The 22,569-nt window shown below is 37.4% G+C and carries 19 protein-coding genes and 4 tRNA genes; 18 read left to right on the forward strand and 5 right to left on the reverse strand.

Annotated elements, in window-relative coordinates; translation table 11 throughout:
- Positions 1 to 51 precede the first annotated feature (51 nt).
- Complete coding sequence (locus HNP36_RS17075; RefSeq protein WP_184166519.1) at positions 52 to 2,181, reverse strand: S9 family peptidase; 2,130 nt, start codon at positions 2,179 to 2,181, stop codon at positions 52 to 54.
- A gap of 120 nt (positions 2,182 to 2,301) precedes the next feature.
- Between HNP36_RS17075 and HNP36_RS17080 the strand changes: the two genes are divergently transcribed.
- Together HNP36_RS17080 and HNP36_RS17085 are read left to right on the forward strand one after the other, a co-directional pair.
- Entirely contained in the window at positions 2,302 to 2,775 is a 474-nt protein-coding gene (locus HNP36_RS17080) for a hypothetical protein (RefSeq protein ID WP_184166516.1), read from the forward strand.
- Between the two features lie 11 nt (positions 2,776 to 2,786).
- Positions 2,787 to 2,972: a DUF6496 domain-containing protein gene (locus HNP36_RS17085; protein WP_184166513.1), complete on the forward strand. Its 186-nt coding sequence runs from the start codon at positions 2,787 to 2,789 to the stop codon at positions 2,970 to 2,972.
- A 105-nt stretch (positions 2,973 to 3,077) separates the two neighbouring features.
- Here HNP36_RS17085 and glgP read toward each other — a convergent pair whose 3' ends face one another.
- Positions 3,078 to 4,733, reverse strand: a complete 1,656-nt coding sequence (gene glgP, locus HNP36_RS17090; RefSeq protein ID WP_184166510.1) for an alpha-glucan family phosphorylase — start codon at positions 4,731 to 4,733, stop codon at positions 3,078 to 3,080.
- Positions 4,734 to 4,937: 204 nt separating this feature from the next.
- Between glgP and HNP36_RS17095 the strand changes: the two genes are divergently transcribed.
- From HNP36_RS17095 to HNP36_RS17120, 6 genes are all read left to right on the forward strand, one after another.
- Entirely contained in the window at positions 4,938 to 5,735 is a 798-nt protein-coding gene (locus tag HNP36_RS17095; protein ID WP_184166507.1) for a hypothetical protein, read from the forward strand.
- Positions 5,736 to 5,905: 170 nt separating this feature from the next.
- Entirely contained in the window at positions 5,906 to 8,014 is a 2,109-nt protein-coding gene (locus HNP36_RS17100; RefSeq protein WP_184166504.1) for a T9SS type B sorting domain-containing protein, read from the forward strand.
- Between the two features lie 93 nt (positions 8,015 to 8,107).
- A complete protein-coding gene (locus tag HNP36_RS17105; RefSeq protein ID WP_184166501.1) occupies positions 8,108 to 8,629 on the forward strand; it encodes a DUF1572 family protein in 522 nt (173 codons plus the stop codon).
- Between the two features lie 4 nt (positions 8,630 to 8,633).
- Positions 8,634 to 9,281, forward strand: a complete 648-nt coding sequence (locus HNP36_RS17110) for a hypothetical protein (RefSeq protein WP_184166498.1) — start codon at positions 8,634 to 8,636, stop codon at positions 9,279 to 9,281.
- A 70-nt stretch (positions 9,282 to 9,351) separates the two neighbouring features.
- Positions 9,352 to 10,698: a tRNA (N(6)-L-threonylcarbamoyladenosine(37)-C(2))-methylthiotransferase MtaB gene (mtaB, locus tag HNP36_RS17115; RefSeq protein ID WP_184166495.1), complete on the forward strand. Its 1,347-nt coding sequence runs from the start codon at positions 9,352 to 9,354 to the stop codon at positions 10,696 to 10,698.
- Positions 10,699 to 10,749: 51 nt separating this feature from the next.
- Positions 10,750 to 12,267 (forward strand): FMN-binding glutamate synthase family protein, encoded by a 1,518-nt coding sequence (locus HNP36_RS17120; protein ID WP_184166492.1) that lies wholly within the window; start codon positions 10,750 to 10,752, stop codon positions 12,265 to 12,267.
- A gap of 61 nt (positions 12,268 to 12,328) precedes the next feature.
- On the opposite strand, the gene HNP36_RS17125 is transcribed toward HNP36_RS17120, so the two are convergent.
- A complete protein-coding gene (locus HNP36_RS17125) occupies positions 12,329 to 13,075 on the reverse strand; it encodes a hypothetical protein (protein WP_184166489.1) in 747 nt (248 codons plus the stop codon).
- Between the two features lie 55 nt (positions 13,076 to 13,130).
- Between HNP36_RS17125 and HNP36_RS17130 the strand changes: the two genes are divergently transcribed.
- Complete coding sequence (locus HNP36_RS17130) at positions 13,131 to 13,568, forward strand: RNA-binding S4 domain-containing protein (protein ID WP_184166486.1); 438 nt, start codon at positions 13,131 to 13,133, stop codon at positions 13,566 to 13,568.
- Positions 13,569 to 13,580: 12 nt separating this feature from the next.
- Here HNP36_RS17130 and HNP36_RS17135 read toward each other — a convergent pair whose 3' ends face one another.
- The gene (locus HNP36_RS17135) at positions 13,581 to 14,096 is read right to left on the reverse strand and encodes a shikimate kinase (RefSeq protein ID WP_184166481.1); all 516 of its coding nucleotides are present in this window, start codon (positions 14,094 to 14,096) and stop codon (positions 13,581 to 13,583) included.
- Between the two features lie 114 nt (positions 14,097 to 14,210).
- Here HNP36_RS17135 and HNP36_RS17140 point away from each other — a divergent pair.
- From HNP36_RS17140 to HNP36_RS17155, 4 genes are all read left to right on the forward strand, one after another.
- A tRNA-Lys gene (locus HNP36_RS17140) sits at positions 14,211 to 14,283 on the forward strand.
- 35 nt (positions 14,284 to 14,318) lie between these two features.
- A tRNA-Leu gene (locus HNP36_RS17145) sits at positions 14,319 to 14,401 on the forward strand.
- Between the two features lie 59 nt (positions 14,402 to 14,460).
- Positions 14,461 to 14,533: transfer RNA gene (locus HNP36_RS17150), tRNA-Lys, on the forward strand.
- Positions 14,534 to 14,710: 177 nt separating this feature from the next.
- Positions 14,711 to 14,783 (forward strand) — tRNA-Lys (locus HNP36_RS17155).
- A gap of 195 nt (positions 14,784 to 14,978) precedes the next feature.
- Here HNP36_RS17155 and panC read toward each other — a convergent pair.
- Positions 14,979 to 15,827 (reverse strand): pantoate--beta-alanine ligase, encoded by an 849-nt coding sequence (gene panC / locus HNP36_RS17160; RefSeq protein ID WP_184166478.1) that lies wholly within the window; start codon positions 15,825 to 15,827, stop codon positions 14,979 to 14,981.
- A gap of 170 nt (positions 15,828 to 15,997) precedes the next feature.
- Here panC and HNP36_RS17165 point away from each other — a divergent pair, with 170 nt between their 5' ends.
- The 5 genes from HNP36_RS17165 to gldL all read left to right on the forward strand — a co-directional run bounded on the left by HNP36_RS17165 (position 15,998) and on the right by gldL (position 22,560).
- Positions 15,998 to 16,768, forward strand: coding sequence for a glycogen/starch synthase (locus HNP36_RS17165; protein WP_184166475.1), 771 nt, complete (start codon positions 15,998 to 16,000; stop codon positions 16,766 to 16,768).
- 11 nt (positions 16,769 to 16,779) lie between these two features.
- The gene (locus tag HNP36_RS17170) at positions 16,780 to 18,411 is read left to right on the forward strand and encodes a DUF4270 family protein (RefSeq protein WP_184166472.1); all 1,632 of its coding nucleotides are present in this window, start codon (positions 16,780 to 16,782) and stop codon (positions 18,409 to 18,411) included.
- A 15-nt stretch (positions 18,412 to 18,426) separates the two neighbouring features.
- Entirely contained in the window at positions 18,427 to 20,280 is a 1,854-nt protein-coding gene (gene glmS / locus HNP36_RS17175; RefSeq protein WP_184166469.1) for a glutamine--fructose-6-phosphate transaminase (isomerizing), read from the forward strand.
- 108 nt (positions 20,281 to 20,388) lie between these two features.
- Positions 20,389 to 21,810: a gliding motility lipoprotein GldK gene (gldK, locus tag HNP36_RS17180; protein ID WP_184166466.1), complete on the forward strand. Its 1,422-nt coding sequence runs from the start codon at positions 20,389 to 20,391 to the stop codon at positions 21,808 to 21,810.
- A 57-nt stretch (positions 21,811 to 21,867) separates the two neighbouring features.
- Complete coding sequence (gene gldL, locus HNP36_RS17185) at positions 21,868 to 22,560, forward strand: gliding motility protein GldL (RefSeq protein ID WP_184166463.1); 693 nt, start codon at positions 21,868 to 21,870, stop codon at positions 22,558 to 22,560.
- Positions 22,561 to 22,569: the final 9 nt, after the last annotated feature.

Genomic DNA, 22,569 nt, shown 5'->3' on the forward strand with positions numbered 1-22,569 from the left:
CAAAAACCTCCCAATTAAATTGAGAGGTTTTTAAATCTTATTACAAAGAATCTATAAATTATTCAAAATAAAATCCGTCATTTTCTGGTACAGTTGAGGTCTTGTCTGGCCTCCATAAATCCCGTGGTTTTTGTCCGGATAAGCCATGAACTCAAATTGTTTTTTGTTTTGGATCAAGGCTTCAGAGAACTCCATAGAATTCTGGAAATGTACATTGTCATCTGCAGTTCCGTGAATCAATAAAAATTTGCCTTTTAATAAATTGGCGTACTCCGTTGGAGAATTTTTATCATATCCGTCAGCATTTTCCTGAGGTGTTCTCATGAATCTTTCCGTGTATACGGAATCATAATATCTCCAGTTGGTTACCGGCGCTACAGCAATTCCGGCTTTGAAAACATCGGCTCCTTTTGTCATTGCCAAACTTGTCATATAGCCTCCGTAGCTCCATCCGAACATTCCGATTCTTGTTTTGTCGATATAAGACTGGTTTCCGAACCATTTTGCTGCAGTAATCTGATCTTCTATCTCATATTTACCCATGTTCATGTAAGTAACTTTCTTGAACTTGGCTCCTTTATAACCGGTTCCACGACCATCTACACAGGCAACGATATAACCTTTCTGTACCAGATGATTAAACCACAATGCATTTCCCTGATCCCAGGAATTGGCAACCTGTTGTGATCCCGGCCCGGAATACTGATACATAAATAGCGGATATTTTTTATTAGGATCAAAGTTTTTTGGCTTCATGATCCATGCATTCATCTGATCGCCTGCAGCGTTTGGAATGGTAAGGAATTCTTTATCTGCAAAATGGTCTGCTTTCAGTTTCTGCAGCTGTTCGTTGTTGTTCTGAAGCTCTTTTACTGTTTTACCGTTCCCGTCTTTTAAAACATAAGTGTAAGGTTTTGCTGCGGTAGAAGAGGTTTCAATGAAGTAGCTGTAATTCTTGCTGAAGTTCGCAGAGTTGTTTCCATCTGCATTGGAGATCAGCTGGGACTTTCCGTTTTCAATATTAACTTTGGAAACTACTTTGTTAATACTTCCTTTTTCAGTGGTCTGAACATAAATTTCCTTAGATTTTGGATTGAATCCGTAATAATCGGTTACTTCCCAGTTTCCTTTTGTAACCTGTTTTTTGAGTTTTCCCTCCTTGTCGTACCAATATAAATGGCGGTTCCCGTCTCTTTCGGAAGCCCAAAGGAAAGAATCATCTTCAAGGAATTCAAGGGTAGGGCTGTCCGTATCGATCCATTTGTCATCCGTTTCCGTGAAAAGCTTTTGAACGGCTCCTGTTTTGGTATTCACTTTTAAAATATCTGAAGCATTCTGAATTCTTTCGGAAGTAATTAAGACAATCTCGTCAGGTTGTGCTGTCTGGATCACATTCGGGATGTAATAATTTTTAAAAGAACTTAAATTGATCGGCGTTGTTTTTCCTGAATCAATACGGTACAGCTGTGCAGAAACTATAGCGTTTTTTTCTCCTGCCTTAGGATATTTGTAACGCATTTCTGCCGGGTAAAGAGTTTTTCCGTAAATAGGAATATAGATTTCCGGAACCTGGCTTTCATCGGATTTTACAAATACAATGGCATCCGAATTTTTTGTCCATTCGTACTGTCTTGCATGCCCGAACTCTTCTTCATACACCCAGTCTGCAAGCCCGTTGATAATAGAATTCTTCTTCCCGTCACTGGTGATCTGGGTAATTTTTCCCGAACTAAGGTCCTGATAAAATAAATTGTTTTCTGCAATGAATGCAACTTTGGTGGCATCCGGTGAAAATCTTGGTTCCTGAACTGTTTTACCGTCATTCAGGCTGATTGTTTTCCCCGATTTCAGATCTTTCACATCAAAATTTCCAAGAAAAGAATGTCTGTAAATTGGCTGGCTTTCCTTTAAGAGAAGAATTTTTGATTCATCATCTGAAAATTCATAACTTTCAAATTTACCGTCTACAATATTTCCTTCTTTTTGTGAAGTTTTGTAAGAATATTTGGCAATTCCCGTTGGTTCAATAACCAGATAGTTTTCTCCGTTCTTCATGGATGCAATACCTGCAATACCTTTTCCACGGTAATATCCTGAATATATTTTATCTAAAGTGATTTCCTGTGCAGATACATTATGGAATGCTACGGCCACAGTAAGAGTTAAGAGTATTTTTTTCATTTCTAATTTTAATGGATTTCAAAGATAATAATTTTATTAAATGCATAAAAAAGCTTTTTTTATATGAGTTTTGGCAAAAAAATTGAATGTATCAGAATACAATCAAATTAAATAATAATTATGGAAACGAATGCATACAATCAGAAACTGAACCGTTATGTTTTGAGCGATCAGGTTGTTTATACAGGTTTTTCGAGCTTTAAAGATGCTGAAGAATGCGCAGCCAAAAAAGGCGGAACTTTGGTAGAGGTTGGTTTTAAGGACGGGAATGATAATCCACAGATTACTGATGAAGCCGGATTGGTTGAGAAACAGCTTCACTATTATGTAGACGCCGGTGATGAATATAAATTTATCCATTCATCCGATCCCGGATTTAGAAAATATGCGGATGAGCTCCAGAAAATAAAGGCCAATAACGATAAAACCAGTCCGGACGAACGGTATTTTGCCAATTTTGAAATTGAAAACATAGAAGACCCGATTATTGTGATCAAAAATGATCATTTTGAATCGGTAACTTCCAGAGAACGCTCAAAATATTTGAAGCATGCCAAAGTTTATGAACTAGGGGTATCCCTGCCGAAATCTTAAAAATTTTTATCATGAGCAAGACAAAATATTCAGAAAAAGCTCAGGACAAAGTAGGAAAAGTGATGCACGAATTCAAGGAAGGAAAGCTGGAGTCTTCCACAGGAAAAAAGGTGACCGACAGAAAGCAGGCTATAGCCATAGGTATTTCTGAAGCGAGAGAAAAAGGCTTGAAACTACCTAAAAAGAAAAAAGAATAATTTTAAATAAAAAATTCCGTGAAAATCTTCACGGAATTTTTTATTTGTAAGCTGAATAGCCGGAAAGCAGAATTGCAAAAGTCTGCTGCCTGTTTGCTTTTTCGCTTATTTATACAATACTTTGTAATATTCATCTGCCATTCTATCACTGTTGAATTCTTCCCGTACATCATCCATGGCGGTATACTGGATTTTTCTCCATTTGTCCGGATTGTCATAATAAGTTGGAAGAATTTCGTTTTCAAGGATCTCGTAAAGCTTATTCAGATCATAAGTGTCCTGTTCATAGATGCTCATATTTAAATAATCTGCTTTCGGAACTACAAATGAATTTTCTCCCGGTTTGGCAAACTCAGGAATCCATCCGTCGTCAGTAGAGAGATTAACAGAACCGTTCATGGCAGCCGTCATTCCGGAAGTTCCGGAAGCTTCTCTGGGCACTCTCGGGTTATTAAGCCAAAGATCTGAGCCCTGTTTAAGAGATTTGCTTAAAGAAAGCTCATAACCGGTAAGGACAGCCATATTTTTGTGATTCTTGCTTTCTTCCACCAGTGTATTAAAGGTAGAAATAGCAGAATAATCCATCGGGTAAGGTTTTCCTGACCAGATGATTTGCACAGGATATTTTGGATTATTCAGTAATTTGTAGAATCTTTCTTTATCGTGAAGCAGTAGATCTGCACGTTTGTATCCGGCAAACCTTCTTGCCCAGACAATAGTGAAAATGTTAGGATTGAACAGGTTTCCAGTTTGGTCCGCAACAATTTTAAACAATCTTTTCTTCAGATGCTTTTTACGGTAATCGAAAACAGTTTCATCATTTTCGTCTTTGGCATTGTAAAGAGGTTTATCTGCCCAGTATTTAAATTCCTGTGCATTGGTAATGGAAGTTATTTCGCAGATTCCCGGGTATTTATTCCACATCGCTCTGGAAACCACACCGTGAAGTTTGGATACGCCATTTGCTATTCTTGCCATTTTCAAAGCACATAGAGAATGGTTGAAGCGGTCATCATCTGCCCCTTCAATGCTTTTTACATCCTCCATGCTGAAGCCTGAAAAATAGGACATATCATAGCACAGTTTCATATTGTGTTTTTCATTTCCTGCCTCTTCAGGAGTATGGGTGGTGAAAACCAGTTTTTCTTTTACCCTGTTCAGGTCTCCGTTATATTTTTTCAGAAGGTAGAATGCTGCAGGAAGTCCATGAGCTTCATTCAGATGATAAACCTCTCTTTCCGCATTGATCTCATCCAGTAATTTGGCACCTCCTTTTCCTAATAAAATGTATTGAGCCAGTTTTGTAGATTCGTTGGCATCATATAATTTGTGACAGATGGTTTTGGAAATATGATCGTTTTCCGGAACATCTGTAGAAAGAAAAAACATGGGTGCCGTATTGAAAATCTCAGGATCAAGATACCATACTTTTACCCATACCGGTGCACTGTGGATCTCGATCTGGAATTTTATTCCTGTATCTTCAAGGAAGCTGTACATTTTTTTTGTCCATACCGGCTGAAGAGTCTGGTCATGGTTTCTGGCCTGATCATAATAACCGAATTTCCATAGAATCCCGATCCCGATAAGGTCCTGTTTCAGATTATAGGCACTTCTCATATGAGATCCTGCCAGGAATCCCAGTCCTCCCGAATATATTTTTAAAACCTGTTCAATGGCAAATTCCATTGAGAAATAAGCGGTTTTTTTAGAATATAGCGGATTGACGCTGTAAGGTATTTTAAAGTTTTTAAAATCCATATAAATCACAGTTTAATAATTTGAGCGCCAAAGGTATTGATTATGAAAGTAAACTTTACATTAATTATTTGATAAATTAATTTAAAAGTATCCTGTGAATAGTTTTTTTACTTACCTTTATTATGTAAATTTTTGAAAATCAAAAACTTCTAACGGTGAAAACCAAAATAACGTGCGTTCTTTGGTCAAAATAAAAAATCACCTATGAAAAAGACATTTTCTGATGAAGATTTAATAAAGAATCTGAGCCTATACTATATGAACCGGCATTTGAAAAAAAAGCCGATGGAGAAGTATCACCGTAAAATAGACGAATCCCTGCTTCATGACCGCGAAAAATATAGAAAGAAATCTGAGATTCTGCTGCTTAATTCGTTTATGCATCACTTTCCCGATGTTAAATTTGAAGATCTTACCTGTGAAAGTCCGGACTTTATTGCAAAGCTCAACGACAAAAAGATTGGAATAGAATTGACGGAGGTGATCAACCATCTGGAAATGAAAAAGGTAGAAAGCACCTTGAATAAAATGTTCCGTCAGGCAGAAATATTATTGGAACAGGAAGACACCGCGAAGTATCGTGGTGTTTATTTTTTAGAATTTTACCCGAATATTAAATTCGACAATATAGAACAGCAGGAAGAAAACATCCTAAGTATTTACAGAAGCATCAAAAAAAATAAACCTGTAGGATGTGTAAAGGGAATGAGAAAATCTTTTCACCGCCGGAATGTTTTTATTACCCATGAATACAGCATGAATCTTTTTGATGAACTCTGCTCCGAAAAAATTCTTGAACTTATTGACAAAAAGAATGAAAAATTCCCTTATTATGATACTTCCGTGGATGAATGCTGGCTGGTAATTGTTTCTGATATGAATTCCATTGCGTCAAGATATACGTTTATTCAGGACAGAGAACATTTGCAGGAAGTGGAGAGTCCGTTTCATAAAATTTTCCATCTTGAGAATCTGTGTGGAAATATTACAAGCATAAAATAGTAGTGTCTTATCTTGTTATGTCGTAATTATTTTAAGGTTTTATTTGTAATTATTCAATATTTTTCAAAATTCCATTGTTTTTGATTAAATTATAGGTATATTTGGAGGTGTGTTGTTAATCAATACATGTGTTTGGTTTTCAAGTCATTCATTAAAAAAACAGTATATCTATGAAAAAACTTTTACTTCTTATTTTCTTCGGTATTTCTCAGATATTCTTTGCGCAGGCAGATTGTTCTACTGCTCTTTCGGTCTGTGGAAACTCCAATATTACCTACAGCCCTACAGGATATGGCAACATTAAGGAATTAGTGAATTCAGGAAGTTGTATTGATGCAACCGGGGAGCACAATTCAATCTGGTATAAAATTACAATTGCCACAGGAGGAACTCTTACTTTCGATTTGGTTCCGAATAACCCGGATGCGGATTATGACTGGGCGATTTTCGGGCCTAATGTAAACTGCGGAGCTTTGGGAGCACCCATACGCTGCAACGCTGCAACTGTTATTGGCCCCGGACCGGCTACAGGACTAAACATGACAAGCACGATTACCAATGCAATCGGAGGTTCACTTACCCCTTACTGTAAATATCTGGATGTTTTACCCGGACAGACTTATTATTTGTTCATCGATAACTGGGTGAGCAGCACCAGCAGTACAACGGCTCCGTTTTCTTTAACATGGGGTGGAACTGCAACACTGGCCTCTCCGTTTACAGATCCTGCTTTACAGCCTAATCCATTCATTCCTCCGGGAGTTCCGGCAGCTAACCCTGCGGACCCTAAGGAAGTGGTTATATGCACAAACCCTGCTGTATTTGATTTTTCTACACTTTCTGCGGGAATTCTGAACGGGAATCCTAATTTTAGTGTAAGCTATCATACCAGTCAGAATGATGCACTGACAGGAGGTAATGCGATTACTGTTCCTACAACAGTAAACACAACTTCTATTTATTATTACAGCATAAGCTATACAGATCCTACCAACCCGAACAGCCCGCTTAATAAGTGTAAGCAGATCGGGAAATTTAAATTCAGAGACGGAAAGATCACGGCAAAAAATGCAACCCTGACGCAGTGTAACAACAACAATGCAGGAACAGCATTATTTGACCTGACAACAGCAGATGTTATTTCAGATCCTACTGTGACCAAGAAATATTACAATACCCTTTCAGACCTGAATGCAGGGATTAATGAAATTACCAACCCTTTAACATTTACTTCTGCTGAAGGAACCATTTATGTAAAAGTGACTTCTTCCTTCGGTTGTACATCGGTTGCACAGATCATCCTGAAATTTAATCCGGTTGTTGTGGTGAACGATACCACATTAAGATCCTGTTCCATTGAAAGCAGTCCATCTACGGGATCTTTCAATCTTACGGTAGCTTCGGTAACCACGCAAACCGGTGCCGGTAAAAAATATTATCCATCAATGGCAGATGCGGTAAATCAGACCAATGAAATTGTAACGCCTTCGCCATATATTGCCCCTAACGGTGTAGTTTATGTAAGAGTTTCCAATGCACAAGGCTGTTATAATATAGCTAAAATCACTTTAGTGGTTATTCCTTCAGTATATTCCACTGTTCTTAAAGACAAAACTATTTGTGTGGAAGACAGAACAACATTGGATGCCGGCCCTGGATTTAACAGTTATGAATGGAGCACGGGCGCAACTACACAAACTATTACAAACGTGGGAGTAGGAACCTATTGGGTGAAACTTAAAACAGGAGATTGCACTGTAACACAGAACGTCAAGGTATATCCGTCTGAACAGCCTGTTGTTTCAAGTATCGAAATTTCAAATACTACCGTTACAGTATATGTGATAGGAGGAACACCGCCTTATAAATATTCTATGGATAATGTCAACTGGCAGGAATCCAATATATTCGATAATGTGAAAAGAGGTGATGCAACCATATTTGTGAAAGATTCTTACGACTGTGATCCGATAGATATCAGTATTGTGGTTCCTAATCTTGTAAACGTGATCACACCAAACGGAGACGGATACAATGATGTGATTGATTATTCCGCACTGGCGAATAAGAAAAACTTTGTGATGAATATCTTTGACCGTTATGGCAATATGATCTTCCAGATGGATAAATTCAGCGGTTATAAATGGAGTGGAACCAGCAAAGGCGGATTAAAAGTGCCTACCGGAAACTACTGGTATTCTGTAAGCTGGAACGAGAATGACAAACTGAGTACACCTATTAAATATTCAGGCTGGATCGTTGTTAAAAACAGAGATTAAGCTTTTTAATAATAAACTATATAGACAAAACCATTTCGGAAGAAGTGGTTTTGTTGTTGAAATAACTTTATATTAGGATCATAAAAAGAAAATATGAACGAGCTTTTTGTAACCCGTTTTAAATATTATAAATCCCTCGGGGATAAATCATTTGAACAGCTTTCTGATGAGCAGATATTCTGGCAGTATAATGATGAAAGTAATTCCATTGCTGTAATTGTGAAACATATTGCCGGAAATATGCTTTCAAGATGGACGAATTTTTTAACGGAAGACGGTGAAAAAAACTGGCGCAACCGTGATGATGAATTTGTCAATACATTTAAAACAAAACAGGAAGTCATAGACCTTTGGGAAAAAGGCTGGAAATGCTTTTTTGATGCTTTAAGCCAGGTTAATGATGAAAATTTATATTCAACCATTTATATCAGAGGAGAGGCTCACTCGGTTCTGGATGCGGTTTTACGTCAGCTTGCCCATTATCCGTATCATATCGGCCAGATTGTTTCCATTGCAAAAATGCTGAAAAATAATGACTGGCAAACACTCTCAATTGCCAAAAACAAATCAGAGGAATTTAATCATGAAATGAGAAATCAGTTTTTAAAAAATTAAGGCTATGGAAATGTATAATTTTATGATTAATGAAGGAAAAGGCCCTGTTTCGGAGAAGTTTATAGCCTTGAATATTCATGATTTTGATGCAGCAAGTACATTTATTGCCGGACTTTCCTATAAAAGAAACCAGGATAAAAATAATATTCTCTGTGTTTTTGAGGACAAAGGAGGGACGTGCAGTACAAAACATGCAGTGCTGAGAAAGCTGGCATTAGAAAACGGCCAGGATAGCGTGAAATTAATGCTTGGCATTTTTAAAATGGATTCAAAATACGCTCCATCTATAAAAAAGACATTAGATCAATACAGACTAGCCTATATTCCCGAAGCTCATAATTACTTAAAAATCGGGAACCACTATTATGATTTTACAAAACCCGGATCAGGTTACAACGACTTTAAAAGCAACCTTTTATCGGAAACAGAGATTGAACATGATCAGATAACGTTAGAAAAAATAACGTTCCACAGAGAGTTTCTTAGAAACTGGCTTGATAATGAAAGAATAGGGTATAACCTGGAAGAAATATGGTCGGTTAGGGAAAAATGTATTGAAGATCTGCAAAAACCAACAAAAGAAGAACCGGAAACCAACTTTTCTCCCGTATGCTTTCAGAACAGTCCTGAAGTAAGAGATGAATATAAATAATAGACTGAATCAATTTAGAATTATTATTAAAATTACTATCTTTGCACCCAGAAAATTCAGGAGTAAATAAATGTCTACTTTTCACGGAACTGCCGCATTTCATACACTCGGCTGCAAATTAAATTTTGCGGAAACATCTACTATTGCCCGTCAATTGACAGATGCCGGTTATGATAAAGTAAGTTTTGATGATAAAGCAGATGTCTATGTTATCAATACCTGTTCAGTAACGGAAAATGCAGACCGCGAGTGCAAACTGCATGTAAAGCGTGCCATGAAAGCCAATCCTGAAGGGCTGGTAGTTATCGTAGGATGCTATGCACAGCTGAAGCCTGAAGAAATTTCACAGATCGATGGGGTAGACCTTGTTTTGGGAGCTAAAGAGAAATTCAACATCTTAAGTTACCTGGATGATCTGGAAAAATCCGAAAGTGAAGGAGTTGTCCATTCATGCGAAATTGAAGAAACCGATTTCTTTATCGGAAGCTATTCAATAGGTGACAGAACAAGAGCTTTCCTGAAAGTACAGGACGGATGCGACTATAAATGTACTTACTGTACCATTCCGCTGGCCAGGGGGATTTCCCGTTCGGATACCATCGGGAACGTTCTTAAAAACGCCAGAGAAATTGCTGAAAGAGACATCAAAGAAATCGTACTTACCGGTGTAAATATTGGTGACTATGGTAAGGGCGAATTCGGGAATAAAAAACACGAGCATACCTTCTTAGATCTAATTTCAGAGCTTGATCAGGTAGACGGAATTGAAAGAATCCGTATTTCCTCCATAGAGCCGAATCTTTTAAAGGATGAAAGCATTGATCTTGTTTCTAAAAGCAAAAGCTTTGTACCCCATTTCCACATTCCGCTTCAGTCGGGATGCGATGACCTGTTGAAAAAAATGAAGCGCCGTTACCTTACGAAGCTTTACAAAGACAGAGTTAATAAGATCCGTGAAGTAATGCCCGATGCCGCTATTGGTGTAGATGTTATTGTGGGATTCCCAGGGGAAACAGAAGAAAAATTCATGGAGACCTATAACTTCCTGAACGAGCTTCCTATTACTTATCTGCACGTATTTACCTATTCTGAAAGAGAAAATACAGAAGCAGCCGGTATGGATGGTGTAGTGCCTATTCCGGAAAGAAAAAAACGAAACAAAATGCTGAGAATCCTTTCTGAAAAGAAGAAAATGGCATTTTACCAGACCCAGCTTGGAAAAACGCTTCCCGTTCTTTGGGAGCACGAAAATAAAGACGGCAAAATGTATGGCTTCACTGAGAATTATGTGAGAGTCCAGAAAGATTTTGATTCCGCATCCGTTAATCAGATTGAATTTCTAAATTTAGAAAAAATCCTGTCAGATGGCACGGTTTCTGTGCAGTCATCCTTCGAAAGTTTTTTGGCAAAAGCATAGTCTCTTTGCAAAAATTCAACTAAATTTATTTTAACTTTAAATACTACATTCATGAGAGATAAGTTTTTATCTTGGGGAATTGTATTGGTAATTGCTACATGGGTTGTGGCATTACTGATCAGAGCGCATTATTGGATACCCATCCTATTATCTGCCATTTATGCATTAGGCGTTTACAATGCTTATCAGTCGAAACACGCTATTCTGAGGAACTTCCCTGTATTGGGGTATTTCAGGTACTTTTTCGAAAGCATTTCACCTGAAATGCAGCAGTATTTCATTGAAAGGGAAACAGACGGAAAACCATTTCCCAGAAATCAACGCTCTGCAGTATACAGACGTGCTAAAAACCTGAGTGATACTGTTGCTTTTGGAACGCAGCTAGAAGTGAATCACAGAAAATATGAGGGAATCAAGCATTCTATCTATGCAAAATCGCCTAAAGAAGAACTGCCGAGAGTATGGGTTGGGGGTGAGCAGTGTACACAGCCTTATCATGCCTCTTTGTTCAATATTTCGGCAATGAGTTTTGGAGCGTTGAGCGACAGGGCGCAGATTTCTCTGAACAGAGGAGCCAAAAAAGGAAATTTTTATCATAACACAGGTGAGGGAGGTATTTCCCCTCATCACATGGAAGGAGGGGACCTTTGCTGGCAGATCGGAACAGGGTATTTCGGATGTCGTAATGAAGAAGGTAAATTTAACCCGGAACTGTTCAAACAGTATTCTACTCTTCCCAATGTAAAAATGATTGAAATTAAGCTTTCTCAAGGGGCAAAACCAGGACACGGAGGCGTACTTCCCGGAGTTAAGAATACACCTGAGATTGCAAAGATCCGTCACGTCACACCGGGAATGACTGTTATTTCGCCGCCATCACATACCTCATTTTCTGATGCAGCCGGCTTGCTGAGGTTTGTACAGCAGCTTAGAGAGCTTTCAGGAGGTAAACCGGTCGGGTTTAAACTGTGTATTGGTGATACGAAAGAATTCGAAGATATCTGCGTACAGATGAATGTACTGAAAATCTATCCTGATTTTATTACCATAGATGGAGCAGAAGGAGGAACAGGAGCCGCACCGCCGGAATTTTCAGATGGAGTAGGGATGCCTTTGGAACCGGCTTTGATCTTTGTGAACAGAACACTTAATAATTATAATTTAAGAAGCAAGCTAAGAGTAATTGCCAGCGGAAAGGTACTGACAAGTTTAGATATTCTCAGGGCTGTAGCTATGGGAGCGGATATGTGTAATAATGCAAGAGGATTTATGTTCTCGTTAGGATGCATCCAGGCTTTAAGATGTAACACTAATAATTGTCCTACAGGAGTGGCCACTCAGGATAAAATGCTAATTAAAGGCCTTGATGTTACTGATAAAAGCGAAAGAGTATACCATTTCCATAAAAACACGCTGCATACCTGCAATGAACTGATTGCAGCGGCAGGAAGAAGCTCTTACGAAGAAGTGGATGCCACTATGTTTATGAGAGGAGATGAATTTGATCATCTGGCAGATCTGTATTTCCCGGATATTTTAGGAAATGTAAAGCAGAAAGCAAGAACTTAAAATAGTAAAAACAAAAAACCGCATTCAAATGAAGGCGGTTTTTTTATATAATTGAATTAAATTATTGTCCTGCAGGTCTGTCAGCTCTTCCGTACACCTGAAAATTAAATACAAAAGAATAATTTCTCAGAGAGTATTGTGAATTGTAAGGATAATGCGCATCTCTTGCAAAAGCTGCTCTTGAAGGTACTAAGATAACCCCCTGAAGATTATAAGGATTTCCACTTGGAAGATTATCAAATGCTTTGAATTTCTGCATAGCCTCTTTAAAACCTTCAATTTCGTAATAGCTTGATTGTTTGGCAGCATCAGTTGTAGCTGCAGCCAGTACAGATTTTTTTACATAATAATACATTGGATCTACCAGAGGAAGACCGCTTCCATTGATTGTATTGCTTATGCCCAGTGCAGAAATAAAAGAAACATTTCCATCAGTATTGGCAGCTAAATAAGCATTAGTTCTTATCATGAGAGTAAGAATATCATTATCTTTAATAGTTTTGCCCTCAGCTGTGGAAGGTTGCGCCCCATCTCTCATAATATATATAACTCCGGATGGCAGCGTTTCATACGGCATATCTATCAGCTTCTTTTCATTATCATCACTGGCATCCGTAGTGCTGAAAGTTTTTATATTTCCCTGAGCATCCAGATAATTCTCGTTCATGAATTTCTTAATGGCCTGATCGTCATAGCTGTTCTGAACGGTAATATCTTCCGGTTCTTTATACGTTTCAACCTCGTCATCTTTCTTACATGCAGAAAAACACAAAGATCCTGCAAGGATATATAAAAATATTTTTTTCATTTCAAAAAACTTTAATTACTTTACAAATAATATAACGGCAAAAGTATAAAAAATTATGAGAATAGATAAATTTTTATGGTGCATTCGTTTTTATAAGACGAGAAGTATTGCAACAGAGGAAATTAAGAAGAACAGGGTTTCAATAGGAACATCCGCCGTAAAGTCGTCTAAGGAGGTAAAAGAAGGGGATATTATCAAGATCCGCAAAAATCAGATTGATTATAAAATAAAAGTCACCCAGATCCCGAAAAGCAGGATGGGAGCAAAGCTTGTTCCCCTTCATATTCAGGATGTGACGGATAAAGAACAGTATGAATTATTGAAGCTTCGCAAAATGTCACAGGACTATTACAGAAACAAAGGCGAAGGAAGACCTACCAAGAAAGACCGCAGGGATATGGATGAGTATGTTGGAAACGATATAGCAGCAGACTTTACGGACTGGGATGATTTCTTTGGAGAAACGGCAGACGATTCCGAAAGCGAAGATTAACGTAAAAAAGCTCTAGAGATAGAGCTTTTCTACTATTTCCTGTACAATGTCTTCCGGAGTTCTGGAATCTGTATTGACGTTAAACTGGGCTTTGCTGTAAAATACATTTCTTTCAAATAAATGTTTGGCAATAAATTCCTGCAGATCTTCATCAGGAACGTTAGCTATTAAAGGCCTTTTTTCTTTCTGTTTGGAAAGTCTTTCATACAAAGTATTTACCGAAGCTCTTAAAAAAACACTTGTTGAACTGTGGTTGATAATTTCCATATTATTATAATAAACCGGTGTTCCTCCGCCCAGGCTTAAAACCACATTTTCTTCCGAAGCAAGAATTTCTTCCAATGCCTCTCTTTCCAGCTTTCTAAACTGAATTTCTCCCTTTTTTTCGAAAATCTCAGGAATGGTTAATTTATTTCTCCTGGAAATCTCTTTATCAAGGTCAATGAGTTTGAAATTTATTTTGTCGCTTAAAATTTTGGAAATGTGAGATTTGCCAGATCCCATGTATCCGATCAGTGAAATAACCATGAATTTTTTTTAAACAAATTTGCAAAAAAGTTTTGAGATAATGAAAAAACGCCTATCTTTGCACCACTGAAAACGAGAGACATTATTCAAATGGAAATCGTTGATAAAGTGGCCGACTCGGTAGCTCAGCTGGTAGAGCAATACACTTTTAATGTATGGGTCCTGGGTTCGAATCCCAGCCGGGTCACAAGCGAAAAAATTACCGAATTTTGTAATTTTATTGCCTGCGTGGTGAAATTGGTAGACACGCCATCTTGAGGGGGTGGTTTCCTAAGGATGTGCTGGTTCGAGTCCAGTCGCAGGCACTGCAAAGAAAATTTTAATAATTAAGAATAAATCATTAAATTTATTTTTAATTGTGGCCGACTCGGTAGCTCAGCTGGTAGAGCAATACACTTTTAATGTATGGGTCCTGGGTTCGAATCCCAGCCGGGTCACAAGTTTACTGAAAAGTAAATTTTTTTCATATTAATATTTTGTGATTTGGTGTTTCAAAGGTCTCTTACGAGACCTTTGATTTTTTTTATAATCCTATTGCAGGAATTAAAAAATAATTATATCTTTGCACCGCTTAAAAAACGATATCAGAAATGTTCATCGTTTTTGCAGTGACCGACTCGGTAGCTCAGCTGGTAGAGCAATACACTTTTAATGTATGGGTCCTGGGTTCGAATCCCAGCCGGGTCACAAATTTACTGAAAAGTAAATTTTTTCATATTAATATTTTGTGATTTGGTGTTTCAAAGGTCTCGTAAGAGGCCTTTGATTTTTTTATTATATGCTTGTATAATTACAGAAAAGAAAAACTCTGGTTCCGAAAGGAACCAGAGTTTTGTTTTATAGGTAAATACCTGATGTATTTTGTTGAACAAATGTTTAATATTAATCCAGGTGCATATTATCAATTAACCTGACACCATCTACTACAACTACGATGAATGCTCTGTAATTTTTGTCTTTATAGAAAAAATCTGTTTCTTTCAGTGTGTCTTCATCAGCGATCAGGAAATATTCTAATTTCATGCCCTGTTGGTGATCAAAAATATCCGTCACCCTTTCTTTTATTTCAGGAATCGTAATGATCCGGAACCAGTCGTTTACCTTGATCAGGGTTTCATAAATAACTTTTGAAGCTTCTTTTCTGTCTTCGTGAAGTCTTTGGTTTCTTGAGCTTAATGCTAAACCGTTTTCTGCTCTATAAATGGAAACTCCTGTGATTTTTACCGGAAGATGTTTCTTTTCAGCCATTTTTTTAATAATGGCAAGCTGCTGGAAGTCTTTTTCCCCGAAATAGGCATTGTCAGGTTTAACCTGTCTAAAAAGCTCTTCCACCACAGTTCCCACTCCGTCAAAGTGTCCGGGTCTGGATTTTCCTTCCATTTCATTTTCCAGTCCATCGAAATCATAATGCTGGCTTTCTGTTTTTTCAGGATAAATATCAGTTACTTCAGGAATATAAACCGCATCCACCAATCCTGATTTTTCCAGAATAAGGATATCCCTGTTCACATCTCTAGGATATTTTTCAAGATCTTCCGGATTATTAAATTGGGTAGGATTTACAAAAATTGAAGAAACTACCAGATCATTCTCTTTTCTGGCTTCTTCATACAGAGAAAGGTGCCCCTTATGAAGAGCTCCCATAGTAGGCGCAAAACCTATCTTTTTCCCCATTTCTTTCTGTCTTTCAATGAAATCCTGAAGGGTTTTCTTGTTTTTTATAACTTCCATAGTTTATTTTAATACTAATTCAAAAATACTAAAAATATCATATAATTATATGAGTTTTTAATAATTTGAAAATAGGAATTATCGTAAAAAAATGTTAATTAAAATAATGTTGAATGTTTTTTTGTAATTTTGCACATTAAAGCATTTTTACAAAAATATAGATAGAATTTATGCCGAATCAAAAAATACTGTACATTACTACAGAGATGTATCCATATCAGGAAGATACGAATATGGCTGCATTGGTAAACAAAATGGCACTTAAGATGCACAATGAAGGCAATGATGTAAGAGTTTTTATGCCAAGATTTGGACAAATAAGTGAAAGAAAATTCCAGCTTCATGAGGTGATCCGCCTTTCGGGAATGAATATTATTATCAATGACCTGGACCAGCCTTTAATTATTAAAGTAGCGTCTCTTCCGGGGGAAAGACTTCAGGTTTACTTTATTGATAACGAAGAATACTTCAAAAGAAAACAATACTACGTAGACGATGAAGGAAATCCTTTTGCCGATAACGATGAAAGAGCCATTTTCTTTGCGAGAGGAGTTATAGAAACCATTAAAAAACTAAACTGGGTTCCGGATGTAATCCACCTGAACGGATGGATGTCTTCTTTTGTTCCGATTTACCTGAAAACATACTACGAATCCGATACTTATTTCAAAGATGCCAAAATTGTACTTTCTTTATACAATGAGAAAGATGCTAACCTGGACAAAAATATTGCTGAAAAATTAACCTTCGATAATATTTCCGGATTAAAAGCGTTAGATAATCCGACAATCAAAAACTTTGTTATTGAAAGTATGAACTATGTTGACATGGTTGTGAAAGGAGATGAGTTTCTTGATGCAGACCTTGATAAAGGTTTCAATGAAACAACGACTTCAAAATCAGAATACGTTGATGTAGATTCTATAAACCAACTTTATTAAACACATTTTTAATGACTCATACTGTTAAAAGGACTCTGGCCATTCTCTTTATGGCGGTTTTCGGGAGTGCTCTTCTTTATAACTGCGAACCGGAAGCGGATTCGCTTGGCGAACAGCTTTTTGTAGATGGTGCTGCAGAAGGCAATGTTATCTATAAAGACCTTATTGCTTATAATATTGATAACCACGATACCATCAGAAGTGATGCAGGGAGACTTGTAGAACTTATTAATACATCCGGTATCTCTTCATCCCGTTTCGTTTTGGGAGCCTTCTCTGAGGGACAGCTGGGTATGCAGAAAGCATCCTATCTTACCCAGTTGAGAATGAGCACGGATAACTTTGATTTTGGAACCACTCCAAAAGTGGATTCTGTAGTTTTTGTGTTAAGACCTGATGCCGTTGCCGATTCAGTAACGACACTTCCCCTTAAGGATGAAAGCTTACTGGTTGGAACTGAAACAGTACCTGTTTCTACAGAGATCAAGACATATCCTACCAACTTTAAATATAAATATGGTAAAACAAAGTTAGGAGCAGGTGGAACACATAGCTTATTACACATTAATGTAGACGAAATTACTACCTTCCTTGATGGTAATGCCGATGCTTTCAAACGTTCAAACGTAGTTGTAAGTACGGGAGCAGCTTTGGGTTCAACAGTATTTAACGGAACCGTAACAGCAAAGACCATTACCAAGAAGTCTGATAACACTGCTTTATTTACATCTGATGCAGGAATCAGAATTCGTCTGGATAAAGACTTTTTCCAAACCAAGATTCTTGATAAAAACCTTAAGCCGGAACTTATGGATGCGGCTAACTTTACAAGATATTTTAAAGGGATAAGACTTTCCGTGACTGATACAGATGGTTATCTTCTGCAGATTTCTCCGGAATCTATGGAGATGATTATGTACTATACCAATGAAAAGAATGACAACGGTACTATTACAAGACCGCAGTCTACCTTTAAATTCCTGATGACAGGAGGTATTGGTAATGCCAGAATCGGCCAATATGAGTATGACAGAACAGGTTCTGCATGGCAAACTGCAAAATCAGCAATTAATGTGAATGACGGTAATGCCAAGCTGTATGCACAGGGAATGGGAGGTCCTTCTATTGCGGTGAAAATTCCTGACGCTACTGTTACGGAGCTTAAAACATTATATGAGAAAGACAAGTCTGCAATCATGAATGCAAAAATCAGAATCTACACAGATGCTGCATCATGGAGCAATAGCTATAAGAGAATCGAAAATAATTTTACCATTTTGCCTGTGGATAAAATAGATACCTCTACACAGGTAATTACTTTATCAGACTTTATTGCAGATATGACTGCAGGCTTTGGTATGATGAGATCTTATGATCTGGATAAAAACCCTTCTTATTATGATTTTACAGTTACAAAAACAGTAAAAGATATTATTGAGGGAGTTCCAGGCACTGGGGTAAAATCAGAAAATAAAGTATTGCTCATCAATATTGGAGAGTTTGTTCAAACTACAGCAGGTGCATGGGCCGGTTATAAATATACCAAACGGGCATTTGCAACAGAAAGAGGCGTTTATGTTGGTTCAGATAAAACCAATTCTAAAAGAATTCAATTACAAATTACTTACGGTATAAAAAAATAAAAACACGAGAAAAATATGTGCGGAATTGTAGGATATACAGGATTTCAGGATGCGTATGATATTGTAATCAACGGTCTTAGAAGATTAGAATATAGAGGATATGATAGTGCGGGGATTGTTTTGGAAGGTTCAAATAACAAACTTGAAGTAGAAAAAACAAAAGGTAAAGTAGATGATCTGGTTAATATTTCAGCGCAGCTGAAAGGTACAGCCAAAATAGGGATGGGACATACCAGATGGGCTACCCATGGAGTTCCAAGTGACAGAAACTCACACCCACATTTATCAAACAACGGTAAAATTGCTATTGTACATAACGGTATTATAGAAAACTATGATACTATCAAAACAATGCTTATTGAAAAAGGATTTACTTTTAAATCCGAAACAGATACGGAAGTTTTGGTAAACCTTGTTCAGTATTTCATGGATTTGAAATCTGAAACAGATTTCCCTACAGCAGTAAGATATGCTTTGAATGAAGTATACGGGGCTTATGCTATTACTGTGCTTCATGAAGACTATCCGGGAGTATTGGTAGTGGCAAGATTAGGTTCTCCATTAGCAATCGGAATTGGTGATAAAGAATACTTTATTGCTTCCGATGCATCTCCTTTTGTAGAATTTACCAAAGAAGCAATCTATCTGGAAGAAGGTCACATGGCTACTATTTCATTGGAAAAAGGAGTAGACATCAGAACTATTAATGATAACTCCAAAATTGAGCCTGAAGTTCAGGAACTTAAATTAAGCCTGGAGCAGATTGAAAAAGGAGGTTATGAGCACTTCATGCTTAAAGAAATCTTCGAACAGCCTAAATCTATTCACGATACGATGAGAGGGAGACTTCTTGTAGATGAGGGAGTTATAAAAATGGCTGGAATCTGGGATCACCTGGAAAGATTCAAAAATGCAAACAGAATCATCATTATTGCCTGCGGTACTTCATGGCATGCAGGTCTTATCGGGGAATACCTTATTGAAGAATATGCAAGAATTCCTGTAGAAGTGGAATATGCATCAGAATTCAGATACAGAAACCCTATTATTACCGATAAAGATGTTGTTATTGCCATTTCCCAGTCAGGAGAAACAGCAGATACAATGGCTGCCCTAAAGCTGGCAAAAGAAAAAGGAGCATTTATTTATGGTATATGTAACGTAGTGGATTCCTCCATTGCAAGAATTACAGATGCAGGTTCATATACTCACGCAGGTCCTGAGATCGGTGTTGCTTCTACAAAAGCATTTACTGCACAACTTACCATCCTTACCCTAATTGCATTTAAATTAGGAAAACACAACGGTAATCTAGGAAACGCTGAATTCATGAGTTTAATTGCAGAATTGGATGCTATCCCTAAAAAAATTGAAGAAGTTCTCAATACAACCCACGAACTGACTCAGAATATCGCAAAAGACTTTGTAAGCACAACAAACTTCCTTTATTTAGGAAGAGGATACAATTATCCTGCTGCATTGGAAGGTGCTTTAAAACTGAAAGAAATCTCTTACATACACGCAGAAGGATACCCTGCAGCAGAAATGAAGCACGGACCTATTGCCCTTATTGATGAGAACATGCCAATCGTTATTATTGCTCCTAAAAAAGGACATTATGATAAAATTGTGAGTAATGTTCAGGAAATCAAGGCCAGAAAAGGAAAAATTATCGCTGTCGTTAACAAAGGAGATCACCAGGTAAGCTCAATGGCAGATTATGTTATTGAAATTCCTGAGACTTCAGAATGTTTCTCTCCAATCGTTGCATCAGTGCCTTTACAGCTATTGGCTTACTATATTGCTGTATACCGTGGAGCTAATGTAGATCAGCCGAGAAACCTGGCGAAATCGGTAACCGTGGAATAAAAAACAGTTGTAAATAAAATAAATTTAGATTTCTTCCGTTATTTCAAAAAAAATCTTAAAAGTTTCTTAAAAAAATTATATATTTACGGCTTAATTATAAAAATTAACATGAAAAGGATATTTCTTTTATTATTGTCTGCGTCGGTAGCATCAGTATCTTGTTCAGGTGGTGGCAGTTCTTCTGTAGGGAAGCCTGGAACAAAAGGAGAGTTGATACCAAGAGAAAAAACGAAATCATTTGTTGCGGAAAGACCATATGGAATGGTCGGTATTCCTGCAGGTTCATTTGTAGCTGGTCTTGCCGATCAGGATCTTACAAATACTCCTGAAAAAGCTTCATTGAAAACTGTTACTGTTTCCTCTTTCTTCATGGATGAAGCGGAAACCACCAATGCAGAATACAGGGTATTTATCAATTATGTAAGAGATTCCATTGCGAGAACTCTGTTAGCCGAAGCTGCTGGGGAAGGCGGTGAAGAAGGTGGACGTAAAGGAGCAACCATTGGCGACTATGCATACCTTGCTAAAAAAGAAGAAAACCTAACACCTTATCAAGAATATTTAGAAGGCCAGGGAGGAAGAGAAGACGGAGGCTATGATCCGAATAAAAGACTGGACTGGAAAATTCCATTGCATTGGAGCACCGGGAAGTATCCTGATGTAGAATATGCAGAAGTTTTGGAATCCATGTATCTGCCGGCTTCTTCAAGAATCGGAAACGAAAGGATTTTAGACGTTAGTAAACTAAAATACAACTATCAGTGGGGAGATATGGATGCCGCACTTGCTGACAACGAAAGAGGAGCAAACTACCTTAAAAGTTCAAGCATTGCCATCTATCCGGACACTACAGTTTGGGTAAAAGATTTCCACTTTGCATATAACGAACCATTGTTCGAGCAGTATTTCTGGCACAAAGCCTATAAAGATTACCCTGTAGTAGGAGTAACCTGGGACCAGGCAAGAGCTTACTGTAACTTCAGATCCAAGCTGAAAACAGATTATAACGAAAGCTTAAAAAGAAAAAAACAAAGACCATTACAGTTCCGTCTTCCTACAGAAATTGAATGGGAATATGCTGCCAGAGGCGGAATGCAGAACGCTACTTACCCTTGGGGAGGTCCATATCTAATGGATGACAGAGGTTGCTACCTTGCCAACTTCAAACCTAAGAGAGGTAACTATATGGAAGACGATAAAAAAGGTACTTATACATATACAGCTCCAGTAAAGAAATTTAAGAAAAATGGATTTGGGTTATTTGATATGGCTGGAAACGTTTCTGAATGGACAGAATCTGCGTATAACAACTCTTCTTATGGATTCTCTTCTACATTAAATCCTTCTACTAAAAATAAAGTAGATACGAAGAAATCTGTAAGAGGTGGATCTTGGAAAGATATAGGATATGCCCTTATGACAGGTGCTAGAGATTGGGAAAGAAAAGATTCTGCAAGAAGCTATATCGGATTCAGAACTGTACAGGATATTCCTGAAGCAGCTGTTAAGCCAAGAAGAGTTAACAGATAATCAACCGGACAATTTTTCAATAACAATTTTATTTAACATTAAAAAAACTAACTTAATATGTTTAAGACTAAAGATGCTTGGATGAATTTCTTTTATTCATTCGGTGCTGCAATTGTAATTCTTGGAGCTTGGCTTAAAATTACTCACATTACATTAGGACCAATTAACGGTAATATGGCTCTTACTGTGGGGCTTATTACGGAAGCTATTATCTTTATCATTTTCGCATTCGACCCTCCAAAATCAGAAGAGTCTTATGCATGGGAAAATGTTTATCCTGAACTATTGGATAAGCACGCTAACCCAAACCCATTACACTCTAACGTGTCATCTAAAAATAATGCACAGCAATTTGCTGAATTAGAAAACTCTCTTTCAAATAAATTAGACAAAATGCTTCAGGATGCAAAATTAGATGTTCAGTTATTTGACAGACTTAGAACAGGTATCGATAAATTTTCCAGCTCTGTTGACCAGATCAACCAGACGGTAGACGTATCTGCTTCTACTCATAAATATAACGATCAGCTTAACAAAGCTGCACAGCATATGGAAAGCATGAACGCTTTATATGCAATGCAGTTGGAAAGCGGTAAAAAACAATCTGAATTTGCTAACAAATATGTAGCAGATATGCAGAAATCTGCAGAACAGTCTGAAAAATTCAATCAAGAGTTACAAGGTTTAACAACTAATCTTAACAGCTTAAACAGAGTTTATGGTGGTATGCTTACTGCTATGAAGTCTTAATTCCTAACC

This window comes from Chryseobacterium shigense, assembly GCF_014207845.1.
In the GTDB taxonomy this organism is placed as follows: domain Bacteria; phylum Bacteroidota; class Bacteroidia; order Flavobacteriales; family Weeksellaceae; genus Chryseobacterium; species Chryseobacterium shigense_A.